The organism is Streptosporangium sandarakinum (genome assembly GCF_013409935.1).
In the GTDB taxonomy this organism is placed as follows: domain Bacteria; phylum Actinomycetota; class Actinomycetes; order Streptosporangiales; family Streptosporangiaceae; genus Streptosporangium; species Streptosporangium nondiastaticum.
In genome coordinates, this window is record NZ_JACCCO010000002.1 from 813,221 (window position 1) to 829,816 (window position 16,596).

Annotated in this window: 11 protein-coding genes; 7 read left to right on the forward strand and 4 right to left on the reverse strand. The window is 74.5% G+C overall.

Annotation, left to right across the window (positions count from 1 at the left end; genetic code table 11):
* Positions 1-90: 90 nt before the first annotated feature.
* Positions 91-1,179 (forward strand): L-cysteine desulfhydrase Cds1, encoded by a 1,089-nt coding sequence (gene cds1, locus HDA43_RS22195; RefSeq protein WP_246424484.1) that lies wholly within the window; start codon positions 91-93, stop codon positions 1,177-1,179.
* A gap of 87 nt (positions 1,180-1,266) precedes the next feature.
* On the opposite strand, the gene HDA43_RS22200 is transcribed toward cds1, so the two are convergent.
* Positions 1,267-2,295 (reverse strand): ABC transporter substrate-binding protein, encoded by a 1,029-nt coding sequence (locus tag HDA43_RS22200; RefSeq protein ID WP_179824761.1) that lies wholly within the window; start codon positions 2,293-2,295, stop codon positions 1,267-1,269.
* Positions 2,296-2,392: 97 nt separating this feature from the next.
* Between HDA43_RS22200 and HDA43_RS22205 the strand changes: the two genes are divergently transcribed.
* The 3 genes from HDA43_RS22205 (at position 2,393) to HDA43_RS22215 (ending at position 5,432) form a co-directional block, all read left to right on the forward strand.
* Positions 2,393-3,448 carry a FecCD family ABC transporter permease gene (locus HDA43_RS22205; RefSeq protein ID WP_179824763.1) on the forward strand — a complete coding sequence of 352 codons (1,056 nt, stop codon included), beginning with the start codon at positions 2,393-2,395 and terminating at the stop codon, positions 3,446-3,448.
* Between the two features lie 44 nt (positions 3,449-3,492).
* The gene (locus tag HDA43_RS22210) at positions 3,493-4,569 is read left to right on the forward strand and encodes a FecCD family ABC transporter permease (protein ID WP_312873492.1); all 1,077 of its coding nucleotides are present in this window, start codon (positions 3,493-3,495) and stop codon (positions 4,567-4,569) included.
* A gap of 80 nt (positions 4,570-4,649) precedes the next feature.
* Positions 4,650-5,432, forward strand: a complete 783-nt coding sequence (locus HDA43_RS22215) for an ABC transporter ATP-binding protein (RefSeq protein ID WP_179824767.1) — start codon at positions 4,650-4,652, stop codon at positions 5,430-5,432.
* A gap of 78 nt (positions 5,433-5,510) precedes the next feature.
* Here the strand turns inward: HDA43_RS22215 and HDA43_RS22220 are convergent, their stop codons facing one another.
* On the reverse strand, positions 5,511-6,425 hold the full coding sequence (locus HDA43_RS22220; RefSeq protein WP_179824768.1) for a LysR family transcriptional regulator: 915 nt from the start codon (positions 6,423-6,425) through the stop codon (positions 5,511-5,513).
* Between the two features lie 171 nt (positions 6,426-6,596).
* Between HDA43_RS22220 and HDA43_RS22225 the strand changes: the two genes are divergently transcribed.
* From HDA43_RS22225 to HDA43_RS22235, 3 genes are all read left to right on the forward strand, one after another.
* Positions 6,597-7,085: an alcohol dehydrogenase catalytic domain-containing protein gene (locus tag HDA43_RS22225; protein ID WP_218912362.1), complete on the forward strand. Its 489-nt coding sequence runs from the start codon at positions 6,597-6,599 to the stop codon at positions 7,083-7,085.
* Positions 7,082-8,071 (forward strand): alpha/beta hydrolase family protein, encoded by a 990-nt coding sequence (locus HDA43_RS22230; RefSeq protein WP_179824771.1) that lies wholly within the window; start codon positions 7,082-7,084, stop codon positions 8,069-8,071. Before HDA43_RS22225 ends, HDA43_RS22230 begins: the two co-directional genes overlap by 4 nt.
* A 91-nt stretch (positions 8,072-8,162) precedes the next feature.
* Positions 8,163-11,390, forward strand: coding sequence for a penicillin acylase family protein (locus HDA43_RS22235; RefSeq protein WP_179824779.1), 3,228 nt, complete (start codon positions 8,163-8,165; stop codon positions 11,388-11,390).
* 103 nt (positions 11,391-11,493) lie between these two features.
* Here HDA43_RS22235 and ftsY read toward each other — a convergent pair whose 3' ends face one another.
* Both ftsY and smc read right to left on the reverse strand, forming a co-directional pair.
* Positions 11,494-12,612: a signal recognition particle-docking protein FtsY gene (gene ftsY, locus HDA43_RS22240; RefSeq protein ID WP_246424621.1), complete on the reverse strand. Its 1,119-nt coding sequence runs from the start codon at positions 12,610-12,612 to the stop codon at positions 11,494-11,496.
* Positions 12,613-12,822: 210 nt separating this feature from the next.
* On the reverse strand, positions 12,823-16,539 hold the full coding sequence (gene smc, locus HDA43_RS22245; RefSeq protein WP_179824783.1) for a chromosome segregation protein SMC: 3,717 nt from the start codon (positions 16,537-16,539) through the stop codon (positions 12,823-12,825).
* Positions 16,540-16,596 lie beyond the last annotated feature (57 nt).

Below are 16,596 nucleotides of genomic sequence, written 5' to 3' on the forward strand. Positions count from 1 at the left end.
ACAAGTATCGTTATCGTAACATCTTTCCCTTGGAACAGTCGTAAAGTGTGTCCACTCTCACATCCTCGCAGCTCACGCTACCTTTGGCCCATGCAATCCCCGATGGACCAGGTGGACCGGCACGATCCCCGTACCCGCTCCTGGGTGGCCGAGGCCATCCGGCGGGTCGAGGCCGACGCGCACCGGAGCTGCGACACCCACCTCCACGTCTTCCCCCTCCCCGCCCACTGGGGAGTGAACCTCTATCTGAAGGACGAGTCCGTCCACCCGACCGGTTCACTCAAGCACCGTCTCGCCCGCTCCCTGTTCCTGTACGGCCTGGCCAACGGATGGATCGGCCCGTCCACCACGGTCGTGGAGGCCTCCAGCGGGTCCACGGCGGTGAGCGAGGCGTACTTCGCCCGGCTCGTCGGCCTGCCGTTCATCGCGGTGATGCCCGCCTCGACCTCGCCGGAGAAGATCGCCCTGATCGAGTTCTACGGCGGCAAGTGCCACCTCGTGGACGACCCCAAGGCGATCTACTCGGAGTCGCGCAGGCTGGCCGCCAAGGCCGGCGGCCACTTCATGGACCAGTTCACCTACGCCGAGCGGGTCACCGACTGGCGCGGCAACAACAACATCGCCGAGAGCATCTTCCAGCAGATGGAGATGGAGCCCCACCCCGAGCCGGCCTGGATCGTGGTCGGCGCGGGCACCGGCGGCACGTCCTCGACGATCGGCCGCTACATCCGCTACCGACGCCACCTCACCCGCCTGGCCGTGGTCGACCCCGAGGGGTCGGCCTTCTACCCCTCCTGGGAGAGCGGCGACACCACGGTCACCGCCCCGGGCTCGCGCATCGAGGGCATCGGCCGCCCCCGGGTGGAGCCCTCCTTCATGCCCGAGGTCATCGACCGCATGATCCGCGTGCCGGACGCGCTGTCCATCGCGGCCATGCGCTGGGTCCGGGAGGTCACCGGCCGCGACGTCGGCGGCTCCACCGGCACCAACGTGGCGGCGGCGGTGCGGATCCTGCGCGAGATGCGCGCGGCGGGCGAGCGGGGCAGCGTCGTCACGCTGATCTGCGACGGCGGCGAGCGCTACCGCGGGACGTATGACAGCGACGACTGGCTGGCCGAGCAGGGCCTGGACATCACCCCGCACCTGCGCGACCTGCGGGCCTTTCTGTCGGAGGTGTGACGTGGGACCCCGCCCGCGTCCGGGCGGGACGGGGGCGGGCGCGTACAGCACGCCCGCACCGCCCGCCGGCCCGTCCGTCCGGCGCGCTCAGGCGGCCTTCGCCGGATCGACCTCGAAGATCTTCGCCAGGTCGTCGAGCATGGCGTGGGCGCCCTGGATGCCGACGGCGCTCATCCACGTGGTGTCGGAGACGTCGTGCTTGGCGCCCTTCAGCCGGTCCCACAGCGGGTTGGCCTCGAACTTCTTCCTGACCGGTTCGACCGACGGGTCGTCGTAGGCGGCGACGAAGATGTGGTCGGCGTCGAGCTGGGTGATGTTCTCCTGGCTGACGTCCACCATGATGGCGTCCGCGCTGGTCGGCTGGTCCTTCGGCCTCGGGAAGCCGACGTCCTTCAGCACCAGGCCGGAGTAGGAGTTCTCCACGTAGAGGCGGACGGTCGGCTCACCGGCGAAGCGGGCGACCGAGACGGTGGGCATCCCGCCCTCCTTCGCCTTGATCGACTCGCCGATCTTCGCGGCCCGGTCCTGGTAGGCGGTGATCCGCTGCTCGGCCAGGTCCTCCTTGCCCAGGGCCCGGCCCATGAGCCGGAGGTTCTCCTTCCAGATGGCGCCGGTGGTCTCACTGAACACCGTCGGCGCGATCTTCGACAGCTTGTCGTAGAGCGCCTCGTGGCGGACCTTCGCCGAGACGATCAGGTCGGGCTTGAGCGCGACGATCTTCTCCAGGCTGGGCTGCTCCAGCGTGCCGACCGACGTGGCGTCCCCGGCGTGCCCGAGGACCGGGGCGAGGTAGTCGGGCAGCCGCTCCTCGATCGACCGGTAGGTGGTGTAGCCGGCGACGTCGGTCTCCAGGGTCAGCACCGCGTCCACGAAGCTCTGGTCGAGTGCCACGACCCGCTTGGGCTGCGCCGGGATCTCGGTCTCGCCCATGGCGTGCTTGACCGTACGGGGGAACGCCGCGGCGCCGGCCGTACCGCTCGCCCGCGGGTTGGGCGCCTGGGCGTCCGAGCCGGGGCCGGCGGCCGTCCCGGTGGACGAACCCGACCCGCAGGCGGCGAGCCCGAGGGTCAGCACGGCCCCCGCGACGCCGGCGGCCAGGGTACGCAACACTCTCATCCGAATTCCTTTGCTGAAGCCACACCTAATTTAGATTAGGCATACCTAACCTGACATACTTGCCTGAAGCCCGGCAACCGACCCGAGAGGAGCGCGGGTGAGCACAGCGGTGACCCCCGTCCGGCCGCCGGCGTCCGGCAGGCCCCGGCCGGCCCGCCCGCGCCCGTCCCTCGTCCTGGCCGGGCTGCTCGGCGCCGTAGCGGTGGCGGCCGTGCTGAGCGTCATGGTCGGCGCCCGGCCGGTGCCGCCCGCCGACGTCTGGCACGCGCTGACCGGCCCGACCGGCACCGAGAACGACATCGTCGTCTCCTCGCTGCGCGTCCCCCGGACCGCCCTCGGCCTGCTGGCCGGGGTCGCGCTCGGCGTGGCGGGCGCGCTGATGCAGGGCCACACCCGCAACCCCCTGGCCGACCCCGGGCTGCTCGGCGTCACCCAGGGCGCGGCCTTCGCGATGGTGGCCGCCATCATGGTGTTCGGCGTGACGAGCCTGTACGGCTACATCTGGTTCGGCCTGGCCGGGGCGCTGGTGGCCAGCGTGGGCGTCTTCGCCCTCGGCATGGCCGGCGGCGGCCGGGGCGGTCCCACCCCGGTGACGCTGGCCCTGGCCGGCACCGCGGTCAGCGCCTTCCTCTACGCCCTCACCTCCGCCATGGTCCTGATGGACGAGCAGGCCATGGACGTCTTCCGGTTCTGGCAGGCCGGGTCGATCGCGGGCCGCGGCGCCGACGTCGCCTGGCAGGTCCTCCCGTTCGTCGCGGCCGGCCTGGTCCTGGCGCTGGTCAACGCCCCCGGCCTCAACACCCTCGCGCTCGGCGAGGACGTGGCCCGGGCCCTGGGCCAGAACGTCGCGCTGACCCGCACCGTCGGCGTCGCCGCGATCACGCTGCTCAGCGGCGCCGCCGTCGCGGCCTGCGGGGCGCTCGCCTTCCTCGGCCTGATGGTGCCGCACCTGGCGCGTCCCCTGTCGGGACCCGACCACCGGCTGCTGCTGCCGTACTCGGGGCTGCTCGGCGCCGCGGCCCTGCTGGGCGCCGACGTGGTGGGCCGGGTCGTGGCCCGGCCCGGCGAGCTGGAGGTCGGCGTCGTGCTCGCCCTGCTGGGGGCGCCGTTCTTCGTCGCGCTGGTCAGGCGCAGGAAGCCGTTGCGTCTGTGACCTCCCCGCCGATCCCCTCGCCCCATCCGGAAGGCGTCCCGCCCGTGTCCCCTGTCCCCGTACGGCTCGCGCACGAGCGGCCGCTGCGGCTCGGCCCGGCCTCCTGGCTGCTGCGCCTGCGCTCGGCCGCCGCCGCCCTGGTCCTGCTGGCCGCCGCGGTGCTGCTGATGGCGCTGAACATGCGTCTCGGCGACATCCCGATGAGCGTCGCCGAGGTGTTCCGGGCGGTCACCGGCGACGGGCCGGACCACTTCGTCGTGATGGAGCTGCGGCTCCCCCGCGCGCTGACCGGCGTCCTCGTCGGCGCGGCGCTGGCCCTGGCCGGCGCGATCACCCAGGCCATCGCCCGCAACCCGCTGGCCAGCCCCGACGTCCTCGGCGTCACCACCGGATCCAGCGTCGCCGTGGTCGGGGTCATCGTGACCGCCGGGAGCGCCGCGGGCGGCGCGGGCGGCGCCCTGGCGAGCGTGGGCGTCCCCCTGGTGGCCCTGGCCGGCGGGCTGGCCGGGGCGCTGGCCGTCTACCTGCTGGCCTGGCGCGGGGGCCTGGACGGCTACCGCCTCGTCCTGGTCGGCGTCGGCGTCTCGGCGGTGTTCACCAACGTCAAGTACTGGCTGCTGACCGTCGGGGACGTCACCGACAGCGGCCGGGCCATGGTGTGGATCAGCGGCTCGCTGAACGGCCGGGGCTGGGAGCACGTGGTCCCGGTCGCGATCGCGCTGGCCGTACTGGTCCCGGCGGCGCTGGCCGGCACCCGGTCGCTCGGCGTGCTGCGCTTCGGCGACGACACCGTGACCGGCCTGGGCGTGCGGACGAACCTCGCCAGGGGCCTGCTCATCCTGGCCGCCGTGCTGCTCGCGGCGGTGGCCACCGCCGCGGCCGGGCCGATCGCCTTCGTCGCCCTGGCCTCGCCGCAGATCGCGCTGCGCGTGGCCGGGGTCGCCCAGCCGCCGCTGGTCGTCTCGGCGCTGTGCGGGGCCGTCCTGGTCACCGCCGCCGACCTGGCCGCCCGTACGGTGGCCGCCCCCGCCGAGCTCCCGGTGGGCGTGGTCACCGCGGTCCTGGGCGCCCCCTACCTGATCTACCTGCTCATCCGCGCGCGCCGGGGGGCACGCGCGTGAACGGCGGGCACCGGCCGGACGACCGATCTCCGGAGCGGCGGGCTCCCGGAACGCACCGGGAACACGGAGAGGAAGAGAACGTGAGGCTGCAGGCGGTCGGCGTGAGGCTCGGCTACGGTGACCGCGTCATCGTCGACGGTCTCGACCTGGGGATCGAGGCCGGCACGGTCACCACGATCATCGGGCCCAACGGGTGCGGCAAGTCCACGCTGCTGCGCGCGCTGGGACGGCTGCTGCGGCCGTCCGGCGGCGAGGTGCTGCTGGACGGCAAGCGCATCGACCGGATGCCGACCAAGGAGGTCGCCCGGATCCTGGGCGTGCTGCCGCAGGCGCCGACGGCCCCCGAGGGGCTGACCGTGGCCGACCTGGTGGCCCGGGGACGGCACCCGCACCAGACCTGGTACCGGCAGTGGTCGTCCGGCGACGAGGCGGCGGTCGGCGAGGCGCTGGCCATGACGGGCCTGGACGGCCTGGGCGAGCGCCCGCTGGACGAGCTGTCGGGCGGGCAGCGGCAGCGGGCGTGGATCTCCATGGCCCTGGCCCAGGGCACCGACCTGCTGCTGCTCGACGAGCCGACGACCTTCCTCGACCTCGCCCACCAGGTCGATGTCCTGGAGCTGGTCCGCCGGCTGCACCGCGAGCACGGCCGGACCGTGGTGATGGTCCTGCACGACCTCAACCTCGCGGCCCGGTACGCCGACCGGCTGGTCGCCATGCGCGCCGGCCGGGTGATCGCGGCCGGGACGCCGCACGAGGTCCTCACCGAGCCGCTGCTGGCCGAGGTCTTCGACCTGGAAGCCAAGGTCATCGAGGACCCGGTGGCGGGCACGCCCCTGGTCGTCCCGGTCGGCGTCCGCCACTGACCCTCCCGGCCGGCGTCCGCCGCCGGCCCTCCCGCGCTTCCGCGCGGCGCCCCGGCGGCCCACGCCGTACGGCGCTCCTCAGGGCAGCCAGTCGCGCCGCGGGTCGTACTCCAGCCACCGGCTGCGGCCCGCCTCCTCCAGGAACGCCTCCACCAGCGGACCGGCCGGTGGAGGCTCTCCGGAGCTCCGCCACAGCAGTGACCAGGCGTACAGCGGGATCGGGTCCACCAGCGGTATCGACCGGACGCCGGGGACGTCCGGCAGGGGGCAGTCGGCGGGCAGCAGCGAGAAGCAGCCAGGATCCGCGGCGATGCGGCCGGCGAAGTGGTCGAGCCCGAGATTGGGGCCCTGTTCCCGGCTGGTGACGCCGAAGTGGTCGGCGAAGCGGCCGAGGAAGTCGAGCCGGTCCAGCGGTCCCGGCGTCCACAGCACGCTGGTGCGCAGTTGCTCGGGCCGCAGGGCCGGCTCGGCCGCCAGGGAGTGGTCCGCGCTGACCACCGCGTCGACGGGCTCCAGCCGCACCAGCCGGTGGGTGAGCCCCTCCGGCAGCGGCGGATGGACCCTGCCGAACCCGATGTCGGTCTCCCCACGCAGCAGTGCCGCCGCCACGAACGGCAGGTCACGGCCGTGCCCCAGTTCGAGTTCCAGTCCCTCGGCGCGCGCCGCGACGGGGGCGAGCGTGCGCATCGGCGCGTAGAGATGGCCCCACACGTCCACCCGCAGCGGCCGGCGCTCGTCGCGCACGGCGGCCACGGCGAGATCTCCGGCGGCGAGCGCCTGCCGGGCGGGCGCGAGGAAGCGTCGCCCGGCCTCGGTGAGCCGTACCCCCTGCCCGCCGCGGTCGAGCAGGCGCGCGCCGAGCCGGGCCTCCAGGGCGGCGATCCGCTTGGACAGGGCCTGCTGGGAGATCGACAGCTCCACCGCCGCCCGGCCGAAGTGCAGTTCCTCCGCGGTGAGCACGAACGCGCGGACCTGTGCCAGGTCGAGATCCACGGCCCACACCTTATGGCCTGTTTCGTTGGCCTTTCGCCCACTGTGTTCACCCGGACGGCCCCTCGCCGTGATGAAGGGCCGCGGAACGGGCCTCGGTTGACAACCGATGGTTGTCGCCCTCCCCCGCCGGTTGTTGGCCGGGGCGCCCGCGCCTCCGGTTCCATGACCGGCATGAAGAGACTGATCGCCACCGGCGAGCCGGAACGCCCGGTGGAGCTCGCCGAGGACGCTCAGCCCGTCCCGGCCGCGGACGAGGCCCTGGTCAGGGTGGAGGCGTTCTCCGTCAACCGGGGGGAGACCTTCCTGCTGGAGAACCCGCGCCCGGGGCTCGTCCCGGGCAAGGACGTCGCGGGCCTGGTCGTGCAGGCGGCGGCCGACGGCTCGGGCCCGGCGGCCGGCACCCGCGTCGTGGGGCACCCGCCGTACGGGGGCTGGGCCGAGTACGTCGCGGTCCCCACCCGCTCGCTCGCCGAGCTGCCCGGCTCCGTCGCCTCCGTCCGGGCCGCCGCCCTGCCCCTCGCCGGGATCACCGCGCTGCGCCTGCTCCGCGCGGCCGGCGCCGTGACGGGCCGGCGGATCCTGCTCACCGGCGGAGAACCTCTCACCGTCCGGGAGCTCCGCGCCGCCGGAGAGCCCCGCACCGCGGAGGAGTCGCGATGAGCGTCACCGAGTTCGCCGAGGCCAACTTCAGCCGCGCCACCGCCGCCGGCCTCGATGCGCACGAGTACCGCCGCGTCACGGCCGGGCTCGCGTCCCTCGACGACTGGCCGGACGCCTTCGTCCGGGCCGGGCGGCGCCACCTCGACCTGGCCCGGACGGCGGCGTCCGCGGTCTCGGCGGGCGAGCACCACCGGACGGCCGCCAGGTGGTTCCACTTCGCCGCCCTCGTGCCGCACCCGGACCGCGCGCTGGCCGCCCTGGCCGCCGCCGAGGCCGACGCCGCCATGGGCCGCGCCCTGGAGGTCCTGGAGCCGGAGGCGAGAAGGATCGAGGGCCCGGGCTTCACGGGCCGGCTCCGCGGCCCCGCCGACGCCGCGGCGACCGTCGTGATCGTGCCCGGCATGGACTCCGGCAAGGAGGAGTTCCACGCCGTCGCCGACACGTTCCTGCGCAGGGGCGCGGCGGTGTTCGCCATGGACGGCCCCGGGCAGGGGGCGCTCGCGGCCACCACCGTCGTCCGCCCCGACTACCACCGGGTGGTGGGCGATGTCATCGACGCCCTCGGCGTCGAGGGGATCGGCCTGGTGGGGCTCAGCCTGGGTGGCTACTACGCCGCCGAGAGCGCCGCCCTGGAACCCCGGGTCAGGGCCGCCGTGACCGTCAGCGGTCCCTTCCGCCTCGACTGGGACGCGCTGCCCGCGTTCGTGCACGACACGCTGACCCAGCGCGCCGGCGGCGCCGGCCCCGCCCGGGACTTCGCCCGCCACGTGGACCTGACGGACCTCGCCCCGCGCATCGCCGTACCGCTGCTGGTGGTGGACGGCGGCCGGGACGCCATCCCCGGCGTGGTCAACGGCGAGCCGCTGGCCCGCCTCGCGCCGCGCGGCGAGTACCTGCTCGTCCCGTACGCCGACCACCTGCTCGGCGAGGCCCACCCCGACTGGCTACCCGCCGCGGCCGACTGGCTGATGGCGCGGGCCGGGTGAGCGGGTGGAAGAGGCAGGCGCGGTTACCGGATGAACTGTTGCCCGGCCGGTAACCGGGGCGTATGTTCCTCCCAACATCCGAGTGCTCCTCATGTTCTGGGGGTCCCCCGTGCACTCACGTCTCCGGCGGATGATCGCCGCCGCCTCGGCGTTCGCGATCGTCGCGCTCACCCTCCCCCTCACCTCCCCCGCCCCGGCGTCGGCGGACACCTTCGTCCCCGACGACCACTGCCTCGGCCAGTGCGCGGACATCCTGCCACCCGGCGAGAACGGCAACGCCACGCTGGTCGAGATCCTCGCCAACCAGGCGGCGGGCACGATGCCCCGGCACAGCACCGACCAGCTCGGCCCGTACGCGAACCTCATCTCCGGCTACACCGGACTGACCGACGAGCAGATCTCGGCGTTCTTCAACGACGCCTCCTTCGGCGTACCGGACGGGCGGGTGGAGAGCACCGTCAGCCCGCGGTCCGACGTGAAGATCGTCCGTGACCGGGCCACCGGGGTCCCGCACATCACCGGCACGACCCGCGAGGGCACGATGTTCGGCGCCGGATACGCCGGCGCGCAGGACCGGCTGTGGGTCATGGACCTGATCCGGCACGTCGGCCGGGGCGAGCTGACGCCCTTCGCCGGCGGCGCGCCCGGCAACCGCGCGCTGGAGCAGAGCGTCTGGATCAACTCCCCCTACACCGAGGCGGACCTGCAGGCGCAGCTCACCCGCCTGCGCGACTCCGGCCCCCGGGGCGCGCAGCTCTACGCCGACGTGCGGGCCTACATCGACGGCATCAACGCCTACATCGACTACTGCATGGCCAACCGGAACTGCCCCGGCGAGTACGTCCTCACCGGCCACCTCGACGCGATCACCAACGCGGGCGGTCCCCAGGACTTCACCATGACCGACCTGATCGCGATCTCCGGCGTGGTCGGCGGCCTGTTCGGCGGGGGCGGCGGCGCGGAGATGCAGTCCGCGCTGGTGCGGGTCGCGGCCCGCGCCCGGTACGGCGTCACCGCCGGCGACCGCGCCTGGGAGGCGTTCCGGTCGCGCAACGACCCGGAGACCACCCTCACCCTGCACGCCGGCCAGAGCTTCCCCTCGGGGAACGCGCCCGGCGCCACGGGCGTCGTCCTGCCCGACGCCGCCACGACCGCGCCGGTGGACATCACCGAGAACGAGCGGGGGTCGGCCACCGGCCCGGCCCTCACCGCCCGCTCCGGCGAGGCCGCCAAGGGCGTGCTCGGCGGACTGACCGTGGACAACGCCAGACCCGGCATGTCCAACGCCGTCGTGGTGTCGGCCGCGGAGTCCGCCACCGGCCACCCGGTCGCGGTGTTCGGCCCGCAGACCGGCTACTTCGCCCCGCAGCTGCTCATGCTGGAGGAGCTGTCCGGGCCCGGCATCCGGGCGCGCGGCGCGGCGTTCGCCGGGCTCAACCTGTACGTGCTGCTCGGCCGGGGCACCGACTACGCCTGGAGCGCCACCTCCAGCGGCCAGGACATCACCGACACCTACGCCCTGCAGCTCTGCGAGCCCGGCGGCGGGACCCCGACCACGGCGTCGGACCACTACCTCTACCGCGGCGTCTGCACGGCGATGGAGACGCTGCGCAAGACCAACTCCTGGAAGCCCAACACCGCCGACACCACCGCGGCCGGCTCCTACGACCTGGTGATCAAGCGGACCAAGTACGGGCTGGTGACCTGGCGCGGCACCGTCGGCGGGCAGCCCACCGCCTTCGCCTCACTGCGCTCGACCTACGGGCACGAGGCCGACTCGGCGGTCGGGTTCCAGCGGTTCAACGACCCGGCGCAGATGGGCGACCCGGCGGGCTTCACCGACGCCGCCTCCGACATCGGGTTCGCGTTCAACTGGTTCTACGTCAACTCGACCCGCTCGGCGTACTTCATGTCGGGCGACACCCCGGTCAGGTCCGCGGTCTCCGACCCGAACCTGCCGATGACGGCCGACGCCGCCCACGAGTGGGCCGGCTTCGACCCCGACGCCCGCACCGCGACCTACACCGCCCCCTCGACCCACCCCCAGGCCGTCGACCAGGACTACTTCGTCAGCTGGAACAACAAGCAGGCCAAGGACTACGGCGCCGCCGACGGCAACTTCAGCTTCGGCCCGGTCCACCGGGTCGACCTGCTGGACGCCCCCGTCAAGGCGGCCCTGGCCGGCCCCGGCAAGCTCGACCGGGCCGGCACCGCGAAGATCATGGCCGAGGCCGCCGTCACCGACCTGCGCGGCAAGGAGGTCCTGCCCCACCTGCTCCGGGTGATCGGCGCCTCCCCCTCCGACCCGGCCCTCGCCTCGGCGGTCGCCGGACTGAAGGCGTGGGCTGACTCGGGGGCGAAACGGGTCGAGACCGCGGCGGGCAGCCGGACGTACGCGCACGCCGCGGCGATCCGCGCGTTCGACGCCTGGTGGCCCAGGCTCGTCCAGGCCGAGTTCCGGCCGGGGATGGGCGAGGACCTGTACCGGTCCCTGACCGGCGCCCTGCAGATCAACGAGTCCCCCTCCGGCCACCAGCGAGGCGACTCCTCCGGTCAGCCCGGCTCGGCCAACGAGGCCCAGGCCCACAAGGGCTCGTCGTTCCAGTACGGCTGGTGGGGCTACGTCAGCAAGGACCTCCGGGCGGTGCTCGGCGAGCCGGTCACCGGGCCGCTGCCCGCGAAGTACTGCGGCGACGGCACGGTGGCGGGCTGCCGGACGGTGCTGCTGGACAGCCTGGCGGCGGCCCTCGCCGAACCCGCGGCGACGACCTACCCCGCCGACGACGTCTGCTCCGCGGGCGACCAGTGGTGCGCCGACAGCGTCCGGCACTCCCCGCTCGGCGGGATCAAGCAGCCGCTGATCTCCTGGCAGAACCGGCCGACCTACCAGCAGGTCGTGTCGTTCCCCTCGCACCGGGGCGACCCGATCGGCAACCTCGCGGCCGGCCGTACGGCCAAGGCGTCCAGCTCCGAGCTGTTCCTGCTCTACCCGGCGAGCAAGGCGGTGGACGGCGACCCGGCGACCCGCTGGTCGAGCGCCCGCAGCGACGACGAGTACCTCCAGGTGGACCTGGGCTCGGCGAAGACCGTGGCCCGGGTGCTGCTGCGCTGGGAGTCGGCCTACGGCTCGGCGTACTCGATCCAGACGTCCGCCGACGGGTCGTCCTGGACGACCGTCTTCTCCACCACCGCCGGGAACGGCGGCGTGGACAACGTGACGTTCGCCCCGGTGAGCACGAGATACGTCCGGATGAAGGGCGAGAAGCGCGCCACCTCCTACGGCTACTCGCTCTACGAGATGGAGGTCTACTCCCGCTGACCCCGGCGGGGAACGCGCCGAAGGCCGCGAGAACACGAAGGCGGACGCCCCCGGGATGGTTCCCGGGGGCGTCCGCGTGACTCGGGTGGTTCGACGGGCGCTGTCAGTCTCCGAGGAGCGCGTCGACGAAGACCTCGGGATCGAACGGCGCCAGGTCGTCCGGGCCCTCGCCCAGGCCGACGAGCTTGACCGGGACACCCAGCTCCCGCTGGACGGAGATGATGATCCCGCCCTTGGCGGTGCCGTCCAGCTTGGTCAGGGCGATGCCGGTGACGTCCACGACCTCGGCGAACACCTGGGCCTGGCGCATGCCGTTCTGGCCGGTGGTGGCGTCGAGGACGAGCAGGACCTCGTCGACCGTGGCCTTCTTCTCGATGACCCGCTTGACCTTGCCCAGCTCGTCCATCAGGCCGGTCTTGGTGTGCAGCCGGCCGGCGGTGTCCACGATCACCACGTCGGCCTTGTCGGCCGTGCCCTTGGCCACGGCGTCGAAGGCGACCGAGGCGGGGTCGCCGCCCTCCGGGCCGCGCACGACCTCGGCCCCGACCCGGTCTCCCCAGGTCTGGAGCTGGTCGGCGGCGGCGGCGCGGAAGGTGTCGGCCGCGCCGAGCACGACCGAGCGGCCGTCTCCGACGAGGGAGCGGGCCAGCTTGCCGGTGGTGGTGGTCTTGCCGGTGCCGTTGACGCCGACCACGAGCACCACGGCCGGCCGCTCACCGTGCGGCTGGACGTGCAGGGTGCGGTCGAGGTCGGCGCCGATCTGGATGAGCAGCTCCTTGCGGAGCAGGGCGCGCACCTCGTCGGGCGTGCGGCTGCCCAGGACCTTCACCTGCGTCCGCAGGTCCTGCACCATCGCCTGGGTCGGGGCGATCCCGACGTCGGCGGTGATCAGGGTCTCCTCGATCTCGTCCCACGTGTCGTCGTCGAGACGGTCACGCGAGAGCAGGTCGAGCAGGCCCTTGCCGAGGGTGTTCTGTGAGCGGGCCAGCCGGGCGCGCAGCCGTACCATCCGGCCCGCGGACGGCGGCGGGATCTCCACCGCCGGGGGCGGGACGACCATCGGCTCGGCCGGCGTGGTCCGCGGAGGCGGGATGGTGGTCGTCGCCTCTTGGTCCTCCACCGCCCCCCTGGGCGGTGCCTGTGTCTCCTCCGGGATCCGCACCTCGGGCGGCTCGACCGGCGGAGGCGCCGCCTTGCCGCGCGGCCGGAGCAGCAGGAACATGCTGCCGGCCGCCAGCACCAGGATGGCGACAGCGATCGCGATTATGCCGATGGGTTCCACAAGACCACAGTTTTCCAGACGGCGGGTGATGCTCCGACCCCGAGGGGTCCGAGCCGCTTCCATGCCCCCTCATCCGGGGTTCAATCCCGCGTCCCGTGAACCGGCGCCCGTACGGCCGGGCCGGACGCGTCCGCGGCCGGGCGGGCCGGGTCAGTCCTCCTGCTCGCGCAGCCGCTGGCTGATGACGTGGGAGACGCCGTCTCCGCGCATCGACACGCCGTACAGCGCGTCGGCGATCTCCATCGTGCGCTTCTGGTGGGTGATCACGATGAGCTGGGAGGTCTGCCGCAGCTCCTCGAACAGGGTCAGCAGGCGCTGGGTGTTGGTGTCGTCCAGCGCCGCCTCGACCTCGTCCATCACGTAGAACGGCGAGGGCCTGGCCTTGAAGATCGCGACGAGGAAGGCCACCGCGGTCAGCGACCGCTCGCCGCCCGACAGCAGCGACAGCCGCTTGACCTTCTTGCCGGGCGGCCGGGCCTCGACCTCGACGCCGGTGGTCAGCATGTCGGAGGGGTCGGTCAGCAGCAGCCTGCCCTCACCTCCGGGGAAGACCCGGGTGAAGATCTGCTCGAACTCCCGCGCCACGTCCTCGTAGGCGGCGGCGAAGACCTGCTCGACCCGCTCGTCCACCTCCTTGACCACGAGCAGCAGGTCGCGGCGGGTCTTCTTCAGGTCCTCCAGCTGCGAGGTCAGGAACGCGTGCCGCTCCTCGAGCGCGGCGAACTCCTCCAGCGCCAGCGGGTTGACCTTGCCGAGCTGGGTCATCTGCCGTTCGGCCGTCTTCGCCCGTTTCTCCTGCTCCTCGCGGACGTAGGGCACGGGGTCGCCGTCGGCCGCCGGGACCGGCTGGTCGGGGCCGTACTCGGCGATCAGGACGTCGGTCTCGACGCCGAACTCCTCCGTCGCCCGCGTCTGGAGCTGCTCCAGGCGCAGCCGCCGCTCGGTCCGGGCCACCTCGCTGCCGTGGGCGCGGTTGACCAGCTTGTCCAGCTCCGCCGTCAGCTCGCGGACCCGGACGCGCACCGACTTCAGCGAGGCGTCGATCCGCCCGCGCGCCTGCTCGGCCTCGTCGCGCTCGGCGGCGGCGGCCGTCAGCGACACCTCCAGCGTGGCGAGCGCCCGCTCGGCGCCCCGGACGACCGCCTGGGCCGTGCGGGCCTGCCGGCGCCGCCGCTCCCGCAGCTCGGCCGCCCTGGCCCGCTCCTCGCGCTCCTGCTCGGCCGCCCGCTCCAGCTCCTCGGCCCGGCCCGCGATGCCCTTGACCCGCTCCTCGGCCGTCCGTACGGCCAGGCGGGCCTCCATCTCCTCCTGGCGGGCCTCGGCGCAGATCCCGGCCAGCTCGTCGCGCAGCTCGGTGGTGGGCTCCTCGGTGAGCTCCTCGGCGCTCTCGGCGGCGGCGAGCCGCTCCTCCAGCTCGGCCAGGCCCGCCGCGTCGCGGTCGCGGGCCTCGCGGGCCGCCGCCACGCCCCGGGCCAGCCGCTCGCACTCGCCGCGGGCGGCGGCGGCCGCGGCGTCGAGCTGGGCCAGGCGGCGGGCCGCGGCGGCGGCCCGCTGGTCGGCGTCGCGCTGGCGGGACCTCAGCTCGTCCAGTACGGCCTGCGCCGCGTTGACCCCCGCCTGGGCGGTCTGCACGCCCGACTGCGTCTCGGCCACCCGCGCCTGGGCGGCCTCGACGGCGAGCTGCGCCTCGCCCTCGGCCTCGGCCGCCTCCTCCAGCGCGACGGCGGCCCGCTCGGCCTGGTCCCGGGCCCGCTCCAGGTCGGCGGCGGCCTCGTCCAGCGCGGTCCTCATCTGCAACGCGGAGCCGCCGTCGGCCGAGCCGCCCCGGGCGACGTGCGCGCCCAGCAGGTCGCCGGCGCGGGTCACCGCGCGCAGCCCGGGCCACTGCTCGACCGCCTTGCGCGCGGTCTCGAGGTCGTCGACCACCAGCACGCCGCCCAGCAGGTGCTCGGCGGCGGCGCGCAGGCCGGCGGGGACCTCGACCAGGTCGAGCGCCCACTCGGTCCCGGCGACCGGCACCGGGCCGCGGGGGGAGCCGCCCCCGGGACCGTCTCCGGAGCCGTCGCCGTCCGCGGCGATGACCAGGTCCGCCCGGCCGCCGTCCCGGCCGCGCAGGAAGTCGATCGCGTCGGCCGCGCTCTGCAGCGACTCCACCGCGACGGCCTCGGCGGCGGCGCCCAGCACCGCGGCGACGGCCGCCTCCGCGCCCTGCCGTACGGCGAGCATCGCGGCGACCGGGCCGAGCACCCCGGCGAGGTCGGCGGCGAGCAGGGCCGCTCCGCCGTCCACCCCCCTGGCCAGGCTCAGCTCCAGCGCCTCGCGGCGGGCCTCCAGCGCGGCGACCTGCCGCTGCGCCTCCGCCTCGGCCTTGCGCGCCGCGGCGAGGGCGGCCCGGGCCGCGCCCAGGGCGGAGGTCGGGCCGGCGACGGCGGCCTTGGCGTCGTCCACCAGCTCCCTGGCCCGCTCGACGGCGTCCCGGGACTCCTCGACGGCCGCGAGCGCCATCTCCAGCTCCTCGGCGAGGGCGGCGAGGACCGGGTCGGCGGAGGCGGGGTCGGCGCCCTCCTGGCTGTCGTGCTCGGCCTGGGCGGTCTCGGCGCGCCGCAGCGCCTCCTCCAGGGAGCGCTCCAGCCGCCCGATCTCCGCCTCGGCGGCCTCGGCGCGGCTGCGCGCGGCGCCGGCCCGGCCCCGCAGGGCCGCCAGCCCCTCGCGCCGGTCGGCGGCGGCCCTGGCCTCGGCGGCCAGCCGGCGCTCCTCGACCGCCAGCGCCGACTCGGTCTCGGCGCGCCGGGCCACGGCCGCGGCGAGCGTCTCCTGCGCCTCGGCGAGCAGCTCCTCCAGCACCCGCTCCTGCTCGCGGACCTCCTCGGCCTCGCGCTCGTAGTCCTCCGGGTCGCGGCCGCGCCGCTCCACCGCGGTGTCGCTCGCGTGCCGGTGGCGCTCGGCGGCCAGCCCGGCCAGGCCGCGCAGCCGGTCGCGCAGCGAGGCGAGCCGGAAGTAGGTCTCCTGGGCGGCGGCCAGCCTCGGCTGGGCCTCGGTCTCGGCGGCCTCCAGCTCGGCCTCGGCCTGCTGGCCCTCGGCGAGCTCGGCCTCCACCGCCGTACGGCGGGCCAGCACGGCCGCCTCGTCGGCGACCTCCCGCTCCAGCGTGGCGCGCAGGGTGAGCACGTCGTCGGCGAGCAGCCGCAGCCGGGCGTCGCGCAGGTCCGCCTGGATGACGGCGGCCCGGCGGGCGATCTCGGCCTGCCGGCCCAGCGGCTTGAGCTGGCGGCGCAGCTCGGTGGTGAGGTCCTGGACCCGGGTGAGGTTGGCCTGCATCGCGTCCAGCTTCCGCAGCGCCTTCTCCTTGCGCTTGCGGTGCTTCAGGACGCCCGCGGCCTCCTCGATGAACGCCCGGCGGTCCTCCGGGCCGGCGTGCAGCACCTGGTCGAGCTGGCCCTGCCCGACGATGACGTGCATCTCCCGGCCGATGCCGGAGTCGGACAGCAGCTCCTGGATGTCGAGCAGGCGGCAGGTGTCGCCGTTGATGGCGTACTCGCTCTGGCCGGCCCGGAACATCAGGCGGCTGATCGTGACCTCGGTGTAGTCGATGGGCAGCGCGCCGTCGGTGTTGTCGATGGTGAGCGTGACCTCGGCCCGGCCCAGCGGGGCCCGGGAGGAGGTGCCGGCGAAGATGACGTCCTCCATCTTGCCGCCGCGCAGGGACTTGGCGCTGTGCTCGCCCATGACCCAGGCCAGGGCGTCGACCACGTTGGACTTGCCGGAGCCGTTGGGGCCGACGACGGCGGTGATGCCCGGCTCGAAGCGCAGGGTGGTGGCCGAGGCGAACGACTTGAAACCGCGCAGGGTGAGGGTCTTGAGGTACAACGAGATCCCCCGTCCTCCCGCGTGGTGGTCGGCCCCGGTGCCGCGCGTCGGCGCGGG

Bases quoted from the DNA above. Each gene is read 5' to 3' on its own strand.
- cds1 (WP_246424484.1), top strand. From the start codon at position 91: ATGCAATCCCCGATGGACCAGGTGGACCGGCACGATCCCCGTACCCGC.
- HDA43_RS22200 (WP_179824761.1), bottom strand. From the start codon at position 2,295: ATGAGAGTGTTGCGTACCCTGGCCGCCGGCGTCGCGGGGGCCGTGCTG.
- HDA43_RS22225 (WP_218912362.1), top strand. From the start codon at position 6,597: ATGAAGAGACTGATCGCCACCGGCGAGCCGGAACGCCCGGTGGAGCTC.
- HDA43_RS22230 (WP_179824771.1), top strand. From the start codon at position 7,082: ATGAGCGTCACCGAGTTCGCCGAGGCCAACTTCAGCCGCGCCACCGCC.
- HDA43_RS22235 (WP_179824779.1), top strand. From the start codon at position 8,163: ATGTTCTGGGGGTCCCCCGTGCACTCACGTCTCCGGCGGATGATCGCC.
- ftsY (WP_246424621.1), bottom strand. From the start codon at position 12,612: ATGTTCCTGCTGCTCCGGCCGCGCGGCAAGGCGGCGCCTCCGCCGGTC.